This is a genomic window from Ochrobactrum sp. RH2CCR150 (assembly GCA_014138095.1).
In the GTDB taxonomy this organism is placed as follows: domain Bacteria; phylum Pseudomonadota; class Alphaproteobacteria; order Rhizobiales; family Rhizobiaceae; genus Brucella; species Brucella gambitense.
On sequence record JACGXE010000020.1, the window covers coordinates 1 to 11610 of the forward strand.

Below are 11610 nucleotides of genomic sequence, written 5' to 3' on the forward strand. Positions count from 1 at the left end.
GCTCTCTGGTGCCGCTACTGCTATGGCACGACGGACAGCGGGGCGGTCATCGAGCCGAATGATCCGTCATGGGATCGCCTGACCAAACAGGCAGCGCTTGCCAAGGCCGATCCGGCTGCGTGGCTTTCCATGGATGATATTTTCGGGGCGCTTGCTGCCAATCCTGCCTATGTCGCCGCATTCAGTGCAGCACTGAAAGCAATCTGGCAGAATGGTACGACCGAGACACTGGAACGTTACCTTGCAGGTCAGCAGCTCTGACTAGAGAGGAGCGGCAATCAGATGCCCGGTTGCGGCGTGGCGCATGACTTCCATCGGCACGCCGTAAATCTCTTGTAGCCGCTTGGGCTCCATCACGCCTTCAGGTGTCGACTGGGCGATCAGGCGGCCGCTGTGCAGCGCAAAAATGGAATCGCAAAAGCGCGCGGCCATGTTCACATCGTGCAGCACGATGAAAACGCTCAATTCCTTTTCCTGCGACAGCTTGCGTACCAGCGACAGAACTTCGAGCTGATGGGCAATATCGAGCGCCGATGTCGGCTCATCGAGAAGCAGGCACTGCGCATCCTGCGCCACCAGCATGGCCAGCCAGACGCGCTGGCGTTCACCACCGGAAAGCGTATCGACAAGCCGGTCGGCAAAGGGTGCGATGCCGGTCAGCTCGATAGCCTCTTCCACCTTGGCCCGGTCGGTCTCGCCAAACCGGCCCAATGCGCCGTGCCACGGATAGCGACCAAGCGCGACCAGTTCCTTGACCAGCATTCCCGATGCGGATGCCGTTTGCTGCGGCAGATAAGCAAGCTTGCGTGCAAATTCGCGGTCGCCCCATTGGTCGAGACGCTTGCCGGCAAAATGAATTGCGCCGCCCGAAGCGAGCTGCTGTCGGGCCAGGATTTTGAGCAGCGTCGACTTGCCGGAGCCATTATGTCCGATCAAAGCCGTCACGCTTCCTGCCGGTATCGACATGGTCAGGGGCTGCAACAAGGTGCGCCCGGCAACCGAAAAGCTGACATTCTCAAGTTCGAACAAGTTGGAAGTCATCAATCTCTGTCCTTTTGGCAGATGGAAGCCATGCAATAACGCGGCTTTTCGAAAGTTGCCACAAAAACATGAGTGAGTTATACATATTTTGAGCATGTCAAAACGCAAAGCCGTCTCGCATGTGCAGGAAATGCTCGCAATCGTGGCCTTGGGAAAGATCAGTTGGGTTTCCATCCGCATATGAAAAGCCGGATCGAAGACGTCACTTTGCTTGACGATCTTCATTATCGCGTCTGGAACGGCGCGATTGCCGACGTGTGGTCTGTCGAATGCGGTCCCGGCGCGCGCGGCGAATATGTTTCGCAAGCGCCACGCCTGTTTCTCGTCTGCGAAAGTCAGGGCGCGCTCGATATCCGTCCCGGCAGCAAGGGGCGTGCGGTCGCGCAAGGCGTGAACCCGTCGCGCCTCTGCTATATTCCGGCGGGCATGACGATCTGGAGCGAGAGTGCAAGGCCGGGCAAGCTCAAGCATCTCGATCTGCATCTGGACATCAACACGCTTCAGCAGCGCTTTGGCGGTGCGCTCGACAGAGCTGCGATTGAGCGTCCACGACTGTTGTTTTCCAATACCAAGATTGAACAGATCGGCGGGCTTATGGCGGAGGAGTGCCTGTCCAATGCGCCGTTGCACGATCTCTATGGCGAAGGCCTGATCAACGCGCTGGTTGCGGAATTGTTTGGAGCGGAAGTGCAACCGCGGGCGGGGGCGAGCAAGCTTTCTCCGTGGCGGCTGCGGCGCGTGACCGATTTCATCGAGGATAATTACGCGCGCATTATCCGCTTGCAGGAACTGGCCGATCTGGCAGGCTTGTCGGAGACGTATTTTTGCAGCGCCTTCAAGGCATCGACTGGGGTTTCGCCGCACAGCTGGCAGATGGAGCGGCGCATTGCGCGGGCGCAAGTGCTGCTGCTTCAGGCGCACACGCCATTGCCGCATATTGCGGCGCTGGTCGGGTTCTCCGATCAGGCCCATTTCACCCGTGTTTTCAAGAAACAGACCGGCACTACACCTGCCGCTTGGCTGAAGCAGCAATTGTAATATCGCAACAGTCTCGATTGCTTTTTTACCGCGCGCTGAGATGAGCTGAAAATCGTTCAATTTGGCGGAAGAATGAACAATCCCGCCGCATAATCTTGATATAAGCACTCATATTAACGAGCCCGTCTGCGGGGTCGCGGGAGCCTGTGAAGGTTCGCGTTTTTATCCTTTGAGGGGTCACATCATATGCCGTCGATGAAGCATAATCTTCTCGTCCTGCTGGCAAGCGGTACCGCGCTTGCCGCCATTCCTGCATTTGCGCAGGAAGCCGCCAAGCCCCTCGAGCTGAACACGGTTGTCATCCAGTCGGATGGCAATGGCGGCACCACGCGCGCCGAAGCTCTCGGACCGGTCAAGGGCTTTGTCCCGCGTGCGACGACCACCGGTTCGAAAGACAGTGTTGCAATCGACAAGATCCCGCAATCCGTATCGGTTGTCGGTCGCGATCAGATGGATGCGCTCGGCGCGCAGAAGATCGACGAAGCCTTGCGCTATACGCCCGGCGTGCTGGCGCAGCCTTTCGGCGTCGATAACGACACCAACTGGCTTTACATTCGCGGCTTCGATGCGACGGCCAACGGCACCTATCTCGATGGGTTGCAGAATTTCAGCTACGGCTTCGGCGGCTATTTCATCGACAGTTTCGGGATCGAGCGCATCGACGTCCTGCGCGGCCCGGCATCCGCCCTTTATGGCGGCGCCAATCCGGGCGGTATCGTGAACTATATCAGCAAGCGCCCGACCGGAGAGCGTCTGCGCTATCTCGAGGCAGGCATCAACAGCTATGGCAATGGCTATCTCGGCTTCGACATTGGCGACAAGGCAACGGAGACGGTCAATTACCGCGTCAATGGCAAGATTCAGGGCGGCGACAACTACACGGATTTCTCCAAGGAATTTCGCGGCGTCATCTCGCCGAGCATCGAATATAAGCCGGATGAATCGACCAGCCTCACCATTCTGGCCAACTATACTCATCTCGACCTGACACATGATGGCGGCTTTCTGCCTTACTATGGCACGGTGGTGCCGACAGAGTTCGGCAAGATTTCGCGCAAGGCCAATTTTACCGAGCCGGATGTCGATTCCTATGACCGCGAGCAGCTATCGATCGGCTATGAGTTCGAACATACATTCGACAGTGACTGGACGATCCGCCAGAACGTCCGCTACGGCTTTGCGCATGTGAAGGAGCACAGCCTCTATCCATATGGATATGACGGTTTCCTTGATCAGCCGACGGCGGGTAATCCGTATCTGTCTCGCATCAACTTCAAGCACGATACGACGGTAAACACCTTCCAGGCCGACAACCAGCTTGAAGGCAAGGTGACGACCGGGGCCATCGACCACAATCTGCTGTTCGGCGCGGAGTACCGGTATTTCCGCATCGACCAGATGCAGCAGACCGGCGGCGCGACGATCATCGACGCCTATAACCCGGTTTACGGTGAGCCGCAGGGCCCGATGTGGGATCCCTATATCGATCAGGATCTGCGTCGTAATCAGGTGGGTGTCTATGCGCAGGACCGCATGGAATTCGGCGATGGATGGATACTGACGCTGAACGGTCGCTATGATCATGTCTGGACCGAGGCTTCGGGTCTGCCGAGCTTCGAATATGACACGGGCCGTTTTTCGGGTCGTGCGGGTCTCGGCTACGAATTTGAAAACGGCATTACGCCTTATGTCAGCGCCGCGACCTTCTTTAATCCGATCATCGAGACCCTGTATGACGGCAGCTATGCCAAGCCTGAAACTGGTGTTCAGTACGAAGCGGGTGTCAAATATCGTCCGGAATTCTTCGACGGCCTGATCACCGCGTCCTTCTTTGATCTGACCAAGGAAAACTCGCTGACCGGTTCCAGCTTTGCCCGCGAACAGCTTGGCAAGGTTAATTCGCGCGGCTTCGAACTTGAAGTGCAGGCCAATGTTGCCGACGACTGGAAGGTCACTGCGAGCGTTACCGCCTATGATCTGAAGGTCAAGGAAAACGCTTCGGATGAATCGCTTGTCGGCAAGCGCCCTTATCTTCTGCCGGAACAGCAGGCTTCGCTCTTCGTCGAATACAAGGTGCCTGAAGGCGTGCTCAAGGGCGTCACGCTCGGCGGCGGCGTGCGCTATGTCGGTTCGTCCTATGCCGACGAGCAGAACACGCTCAAGGTGCCAGCTGTGGCACTTGCCGATTTGAAACTCGGCTACGAAAAGGATAATTGGGGCATTGATCTCAACGTGACCAATCTGTTCGACAAGGATTATGTCGCTGGATGTCAGGGCGTCTATGTCTGCGGTTATGGCGAAGGCAGGAAGGCTTTGCTCAAGGTGCACACCAAGTGGTGATGCGCCGGTTCTGGCCGCGCGTTCCGTCATGACAGTCACCCGTCGCACGGTTCTCGGTTTTGCAGGCGCCCTTTTCGTGGCGCCTGCACTGCGTTCGGCCCATGCCGCATCAACGCATTTTGCCGTGATCGACTGGGCCATGCTGGAGACCGCGCTGGCCATCGGCGCTGTGCCGGCAGCAGCGTCAGAACTGCGCCAGTACCGGCAGATGCAGCTTGAACCGGTGGTGCCGGAAAGTGTCGCCGATCTCGGTTTGCGCGGCGCACCCAATCTCGAGCTGCTGCGCATGATCGAGCCGGATCTGATCGTCGCGTCCAACTTCTATGAATATCAGCGTGCAGCCCTTGAACGCATTGCGCCGGTCTTCGCGCCGACTGTCTACAGCGCGGGTCAACCGCCCTATGCAATGCTGGAAGAGGCGACACTGAACCTTGGCGAAAAGCTCGGTCTGGCTGCCGAAGCCCGCGCCTTTGTTGCGACGGTCGCGCGCGAGATTGCCGAGGCGCGCCAGCATTTCGCATCAGCTTCCGGGCATAAGGTCTTCGTCATCAGTCTGGGTGATGCCCGCCATTTTCGCGCATTTGGTCGCGATAGTCTGTTTGGCGACGTGCTGGTTCGGCTTGGTTTCGAAAATGCGTGGGCGCAGGACACAAGCTATTCAGCCGCAGCGCCGGTGGGGTTGGAGCAGTTGGCCCAAACGCCGGACGCATCCATCGTGGTCATCGGCCCGACCGATCCCGAAACGCTCTATCGTTTGCCGCAGAATTCCCTATGGAATGCGCTGCCAGCCGTCCGTGATAAGCGCGTGCTGTTCCTGCCACCGCTCGACCATTTCGGCGGACTGCCAGCGGCACGCCGCTTTACCCAGCTTCTCCGTGAATACTGGAAGGCCAGCCTATGACGGAGAATAGATTTGCAGGCATCAAGCCGATCCTGTTCTGGGGGCTGCTCGCCCTTGTCGCGGCTCTTATGGCCGCCTTCGAGTTCACGCGTGCGTTGAATGCCCCTGCCAGTTCGCCTGAATTACTGGCGCTGCATCGGGTCATTGCATTCGACACCGTTCTGCCGCGCAATGCCATGGCGCTGATCTGCGGGGCAGGTCTTGGGCTTTCGGGTTTGCTGTTGCAGCAGGTCTTGCGCAATCCCCTCGCCGAACCTTCGACACTCGGCATTGCTGCCGGGGCGCAGTTCGCCATGACGGCTGGCATGCTCTATCTGCCTGTGGCGTTGATCTCCCGCGAATGGCTGGCACTGGTGGGCGGTCTGGCAGCGGTCAGTCTGGTGCTGGGGCTCAACTGGAAACGCTCGCTGGAACCGGCTTCTGTCATTCTCTGCGGCATGATCGTTTCGCTGACCGCAACGGCGGCAAGCACGGCGCTCATTCTGGCCAATGGCGAATATGTCTTTTCACTGTTCGTCTGGGGTGGCGGCTCGCTGGAACAGCAAAGCTGGGGGCCGGGCGTTTCAGTTGGCCTTCGGGTTCTGATCGGCGGCGGCGTTGCCTTCTTCCTGCTGCGCCCACTGACATTGCTGGCGCTCGACAATGCCAATGCGCGCAGTCTCGGCCTGTCGCTGGCGGCAAGCCGCCTTCTGGTGATTGCCATTGCCGTCTGGCTGGCGGCCAGCATCACCGCCGAGGTTGGCATATTGGGCTTTGTCGGTCTGGTCGCACCCACGCTGGCGCAGCTGTCCGGCGCGCGGCGTCTCAAAACAAAGCTGATCGTAGCACCTGCCATTGGGGCAGTTTTGCTCTGGCTGACTGACGGCTGTGTCAGCCTGTTGCAAACTGTCACCGGCGACCGCCTGCCGGTGGGCGCTGCGACCGCACTGCTTGGCGGTCCATTGCTGCTGTGGATGCTGCCGCGTCTGCGCATGTTCGAATGGCCAGCCGGTCAGAGCGAAACGAACGCGGTTCGCCTGAAACGCACGGGGCTTTTCTTCGCCGTTCTGCTTGTACTTGTCCTACTTGCTGCTGCCATTACGCTCAGTCTCGGTCGGGGGCAGGACGGTTTTGTCCTTGCCCGTGGTGAACTGTTCGACGCGCTTTTCGACTGGCGCTTGCAAAGGCTTGCTCTGGCCGGGCTCTCGGGCGGTATGCTGGCATTGGCCGGGGCCATTCTCCAGCGCATGACCGGCAATTCGCTCGCCAGTCCGGAAATTCTGGGCGTCGGCCTTGGTGCGGGTGGCGGTCTGGCGGTGGTTCTGCTGCTGCCGGTTGCGGGCCTGTCCATGCAATGGTTCGGCGCTTCCATCGGGTCGGTACTGGCGCTGATCTTCATTCTGGCCGTTGCAGCGCGCAGCGGCTTCGGCGCTGAAAAGCTGCTTCTGGCCGGTGTCGGACTTGGCGCGATGGTCAGCTCCATTCTGACAGCCATTATTGCAACCGGCTCTCCACAGGCCTTTGTCCTGCTCGGCTGGTTAAGCGGCACCGGCGCGCAGGCGACGCCGATGCAGCTTTGGCTGGCGGCAATCGCATTGGCGGCGGGGTTTGCCCTTCTGCTCACCCTGTCGCGCTGGCTCGATATTCTGCCGCTCGGTTCGGTGACAATGCGGAGTCTTGGTCTTTCGCTCATCCTGCCGCGTCTTGTGATCGTGCTGATTGCAGCGCTTCTGACGGCCATCGCGTCCATGATGGTTGGGCCGCTCTCGTTTGTCGGGCTGATTGCTCCACATCTGGCGCGCAATGTCGGCCTGCATACGCCGAAGCGCTTCCTGACGGCATCCATGCTGATCGGTGCTTTGATGATGGTCAGCGCAGACTGGCTCGCGCGGATGGTGGCCTTCCCCTATAACCTGCCGCTCGGCCTGTTCGCCTCGCTTCTGGGTGGGGCCTGCTTCATTGCGCTCCTGGCGCGCCGCAGTTCCCTATAAAATGTGATATTTTTGATACATGCGGTTTGGAAAGCTTGGCTGTCCAGCCCCTGTTCGCAGGCTGATGGAACGCTGGCTTATCAGTGGAAGCCTATGTTTTGTTTGTAAAAACATGACTATTCAACACATGATTTTATCTGACTCGTTGGAATACTTCTAAATCACTGTGATTGCATGAGATTTTGCGAAACGCTATTGCCGATGCAGAGCAATATGTCTGCGGGGATCGCGATAGAATGACCTCACGGCTGTGGGATCTGACTGAACTTTACGAGAGCGAACAGGTTGGTCTGCGCGCTTTCGTGCGGCGCATCGTCGGCAATACGGCGACCGCGGAAGATGTCGTCCAGCAGGCCTTTCTCAACATGCTGTCGCGGCCGGATGACGGCTCACGCGATGGTGCTCCGGGCGCGGCCTATGTCAAACGCGCCGCACGCAATCTGGCTCTCAATCACCTGCGCGATGCGCGCCGCCGCTCCGATGTGGAGATTGAAGATGACGCGCCGGAGCGTTATGCCGACAGCACGCCTTCGCCGGAAATCACTGCACTTTATCGCAGCGAGCTGCGCCGTCTTTTGCAGGCCATTGCAGACTTGCCGCCACGTCGCCGTGAGGCTTTCGTCCTCAACAGGATCGAAGGCCTGACTTACGACGAAGTTGCCGAGCGTATGGGAATTTCGCGCAATACGGTTATAACCCAGATTGTGGCGGCTCTAGCCGAACTCGACAAACGGCTCTCCGCCTAGGAAGAGCCAAGGCAGTTGTGGACAGGCATGAAGGATTTCGAGACCGACCCGGTTTTCATGAAGGCGCTGGAATGGTTCGTGCTTTTGCAGGATACCGCCGTCAGCGCTGATGACCGGCGCGCGTTCTCGACCTGGATGGCATCCGATCCGGCGCACCGTGTTGCTTATGAGCGTGCGCAAGTCCTGTGGCAGCGTTTCGATGCTGTAAAACCCGAATATGACAGGTACAAGGGCTCGAACCGCGTCAGCAGGCGTGGGGTCGTTCTGGGCGGGCTTGCGGCGCTGGTGTTGGCGCCGGGCGCCTATATGCTGTCGCGCCCTGGTTTGTTTGCGACCTACAAGACTGGTGTGGGCGAGCGCCGCAGCTTTACCCTTGCCGATGGCAGCACGGTGGTGCTTGGCAGCTATTCCGCCCTTTCGGTCGATTTTTCCGACAAGCGCCGCGATCTGGTGCTGCATCAGGGGCAGGGCTTTTTTCAGGTTGCTGCCGATGCGGCGCGCCCTTTTGTAGTTTCCGCCAAAGGCGGCACCATCACCGCGCTGGGCACGGCCTTCGATGTCAAGCTGGACGAAGATGCGGTTACCGTTTCCGTGGTTGAACATGCGGTGTCGGTGGCCTTTGGCGATACCGCGCCGGTGCGGCTCGACGAAGGCTGGCAGCTGACGTTCGGAGGTGACACTATCGCCGCGCCGCACCGCGCCGACAGTCAGATTGTCGAAGCATGGCGCAATGACCGCGTGATCTTCGAAGATGTGCCGCTGCGCCGTGTGCTGACGGAATTGGAACGTTATCGCCGGGGTAGGATTTTCCTGACCGATGCTGAAATCGGCAATATGCCAGTAACGGCGATTTTCGATACGCGCGATGCGGAAGCGGCGCTTGCCACCATTGCGGAAACCCTTCCCGTCAAGGTTATGAACGCTTCCGGCTGGGTAACAGTCGTCACGCGACGTTAACCTGACAAAAATTATCAAAAATATTTTCCAGTCCGATCATTAGTTTGCGCTTCCGAGGTGTCTAACCATCTGAGGGGCTGCTTGGCGGCCGCCATGAAACGGAGTTTCTCGCCCGTCGGCGGGGGTGTCAGACATTGGGGATTGCAGCATGCGCGTGGATAAGACGAGCGGGATTCAGACAGGGATTGGCCAGGGACGCGCAGCTATTCTTCTCAAATCGAAGCTATCCTTGCATCTTCTGGCAGCAAGCGCGCTGGTTGCCGCCGCTTCGTTTGCGACAAGCCCGGTCTGGGCGCAGGCGGCAGGTGCCGGGCAACAGGTGCAGCGCATTTCCTTCGATATTGCCGCCCAGCCTTTGTCCAAAGCTCTGGTGCAATATTCCAACAATACCGGCGTCCAGCTTTTCTACGATGCCAATATCGTGCGCGGCAAGAACTCGTCCGGTGCGAAAGGCTCGCTCACCCGCTCGGAAGCGTTGAACAGCATCCTGTCCGGCTCGGGCCTCTCCTATCGCCTTCGCGGTAACACCGTGACCATTTCCACCCAGCAAGCAGGTGATACGGGAGCCGTGGCTGTGGACGGTTCGCTGCTTCTCGACACGATCACCCTGCAAGGTGCAACAGCGGGCGATACGTCGGGCAGCGTCGTGGTCGAAAATTCCAGAGGCGCAACCAAGACCGATACGCCCTTGATTGAAGTGCCGCAGTCGGTTTCGGTGGTCAGCCGCAAGCAGATCGAAACCCAGAATGCCCAGAGCGTAACGGAAATCCTGCGCTATGTGCCGGGCGTGACCATTGAAACCTATGGCCCCGACCCGAAGGGCTATGACTGGATCCTGATGCGGGGCTTCAACGCCCAGTCCACCAGTTCCTATCAGGATGGTCTGCGACAGCTCTCCAACAGCTACACCTTCTTCCGCACTGACCCCTATGAGCTGGATTCGATTGAAGTGTTGCGCGGCCCGGTGTCGTCGCTCTATGGCCAGAGCGATGCGGGTGGTCTGGTCAATCGCGTCACCAAGAAGCCGCAGGCCGAAGCCTTTCATGAAGCCTCGGTGGAATATGGCAGCTATAACCGCAAGCAGTTTGGCGTCGATCTGACGGGGCCGGTCAATGAAGACAAGACACTGCTTTATCGCATGATCGGCGTGGTGCGCAAAAGCGATACGCAGTTCGAATATTCCAATGGCGACGAGGTCAAGGACGACCGCTACATGTTCGCACCGTCGCTCACCTGGGCGCCGGATGCCGACACGTCGCTGACTGTTTCCGGCCAACTATTGCGTGACGACAGCGGCGGCAGCGTTCTGCCTGCCACGATCAGCAATCTTTATCCGAACTCCCCGAATATTCTGGTCGGCGATCCCGACTTCAACAGAAGCGTGCAGAAGCAGGGCAGCATCGGCTATGAGTTCGAACATCATCTGAACGACACCTGGACGCTGAAGCAGAACCTGCGTTACGGTCAGGTCAGCTTCCTTCTCGACAATGTGCTGGCGCTTGGTCTTGGACCAACGGGGATTACCCGGCAGGCGCGTCGTTTCGACGAGAATATGAGCGGCTTCGTCGTGGACAATCAGGCAGTAGCCGAATTTGAAACCGGCAATATCGCGCATGAAGCGCTGTTCGGTCTCGACTATTCCTATTCCGACTCCGACGTCTCGCAATATCGCGATCCGGCGCCAAGTCTCAATCCGTTCAACCCGTCTTACGGCATTCCCATCGCCGTGCCGACGACACTGACCCAGAGCTATCGCCAGAAATACAATCAGACCGGCATTTATGCGCAGGACCAGATCAAGTTCAACGACAGCTGGATCGTGACGCTCGGCGGTCGTTATGACTGGCTGAATCTCGACAACCACAATCGTCTCGATGACAGCGATACGGATCAGAATATCGGTAAGTTCAGCGGTCGTGCAGGCATTACCTATGTCACGCCTTGGGGCATTGCGCCTTATGTCAGCTATTCGGAATCCTTCGTTCCAAATCTCGGGACGGACAATAGCGGCAACACCTTCGACCCATCGGAAGGGCGTCAGTGGGAAGCAGGCGTCAAATACCAGCCGAAGGAATTCGACGGCCTGTTCACGATGGCATGGTTCGACATCGTGAAGTCGAATGTGGTTTCCTACAGCTATCTCGATGGTCCGCAGGCAACCGGCGAAGTCCATTCGCGCGGTCTGGAGCTGGAAGGCAAGGTCAACCTTTCCTATGGCTGGGACTTCATTGGGTCCTATACCTACACCCATACCGAAATCACCGAAGACGCCGTCGCCTATATCGGCAAGCAGTCCACAATGGTGCCTGAGCATCAGGCCTCGGCATGGCTCAACTACACGTTCAACAGCGGCGCTTTGGAAGGTTTGAGCCTTGGTAGCGGCGTGCGTTATGTCGGCTCCAGCTATGGTGACAAGGCCAATACGGTCAAGGTTGATGGCCGCACCTTGGTCGATGCCGGTGTGAGTTACAAATACAAGGACATGACCTTCCAGCTCAATGCGACGAACCTCTTCGACAAGAAGTACTTCACGACCTGCGAAGATACCGTGAGCTGCTATGAAGGCGACCGTCGCTCGGTCATTGGCCGGGTGAAGGTCAGTTTCTAAGGCGAATGC

Annotated in this window: 8 protein-coding genes and 1 pseudogene; 8 read left to right on the forward strand and 1 reads right to left on the reverse strand. The window is 58.4% G+C overall.

Going from position 1 to position 11610, the window contains the following annotated elements; genetic code table 11:
• Positions 1–261 (forward strand): annotated as a pseudogene (locus FHW03_RS23615) (mannitol dehydrogenase family protein); the annotation flags it as partial.
• On the opposite strand, the gene FHW03_RS23620 reads toward FHW03_RS23615, so the two are convergent.
• On the reverse strand, positions 262–1041 hold the full coding sequence (locus FHW03_RS23620) for an ATP-binding cassette domain-containing protein (protein ID WP_182522882.1): 780 nt from the start codon (positions 1039–1041) through the stop codon (positions 262–264). It abuts the pseudogene before it with no gap.
• Positions 1042–1203: 162 nt separating this feature from the next.
• Here FHW03_RS23620 and FHW03_RS23625 point away from each other — a divergent pair, with 162 nt between their 5' ends.
• From FHW03_RS23625 to FHW03_RS23655, 7 genes are all read left to right on the forward strand, one after another.
• A complete protein-coding gene (locus FHW03_RS23625; RefSeq protein WP_182522883.1) occupies positions 1204–2079 on the forward strand; it encodes an AraC family transcriptional regulator in 876 nt (291 codons plus the stop codon).
• Between the two features lie 186 nt (positions 2080–2265).
• Positions 2266–4419: a TonB-dependent siderophore receptor gene (locus tag FHW03_RS23630; protein WP_182522884.1), complete on the forward strand. Its 2154-nt coding sequence runs from the start codon at positions 2266–2268 to the stop codon at positions 4417–4419.
• A gap of 28 nt (positions 4420–4447) precedes the next feature.
• Positions 4448–5320 (forward strand): iron-siderophore ABC transporter substrate-binding protein, encoded by an 873-nt coding sequence (locus FHW03_RS23635; protein ID WP_182522885.1) that lies wholly within the window; start codon positions 4448–4450, stop codon positions 5318–5320.
• Positions 5317–7290: a Fe(3+)-hydroxamate ABC transporter permease FhuB gene (gene fhuB, locus FHW03_RS23640; protein ID WP_182522886.1), complete on the forward strand. Its 1974-nt coding sequence runs from the start codon at positions 5317–5319 to the stop codon at positions 7288–7290. Before FHW03_RS23635 ends, fhuB begins: the two co-directional genes overlap by 4 nt.
• Before the next feature lie 236 nt (positions 7291–7526).
• Entirely contained in the window at positions 7527–8036 is a 510-nt protein-coding gene (locus FHW03_RS23645; protein WP_182522887.1) for a sigma-70 family RNA polymerase sigma factor, read from the forward strand.
• A 27-nt stretch (positions 8037–8063) separates the two neighbouring features.
• On the forward strand, positions 8064–8993 hold the full coding sequence (locus tag FHW03_RS23650) for a FecR family protein (protein ID WP_182522888.1): 930 nt from the start codon (positions 8064–8066) through the stop codon (positions 8991–8993).
• A 148-nt stretch (positions 8994–9141) separates the two neighbouring features.
• On the forward strand, positions 9142–11601 hold the full coding sequence (locus tag FHW03_RS23655; RefSeq protein ID WP_182522889.1) for a TonB-dependent siderophore receptor: 2460 nt from the start codon (positions 9142–9144) through the stop codon (positions 11599–11601).
• Positions 11602–11610: the final 9 nt, after the last annotated feature.

Bases quoted from the DNA above. Each gene is read 5' to 3' on its own strand.
- fhuB (WP_182522886.1), top strand. From the start codon at position 5,317: ATGACGGAGAATAGATTTGCAGGCATCAAGCCGATCCTGTTCTGGGGG.
- FHW03_RS23620 (WP_182522882.1), bottom strand. From the start codon at position 1,041: ATGACTTCCAACTTGTTCGAACTTGAGAATGTCAGCTTTTCGGTTGCC.
- FHW03_RS23645 (WP_182522887.1), top strand. From the start codon at position 7,527: ATGACCTCACGGCTGTGGGATCTGACTGAACTTTACGAGAGCGAACAG.
- FHW03_RS23630 (WP_182522884.1), top strand. From the start codon at position 2,266: ATGCCGTCGATGAAGCATAATCTTCTCGTCCTGCTGGCAAGCGGTACC.
- FHW03_RS23655 (WP_182522889.1), top strand. From the start codon at position 9,142: ATGCGCGTGGATAAGACGAGCGGGATTCAGACAGGGATTGGCCAGGGA.
- FHW03_RS23635 (WP_182522885.1), top strand. From the start codon at position 4,448: ATGACAGTCACCCGTCGCACGGTTCTCGGTTTTGCAGGCGCCCTTTTC.
- FHW03_RS23650 (WP_182522888.1), top strand. From the start codon at position 8,064: ATGAAGGATTTCGAGACCGACCCGGTTTTCATGAAGGCGCTGGAATGG.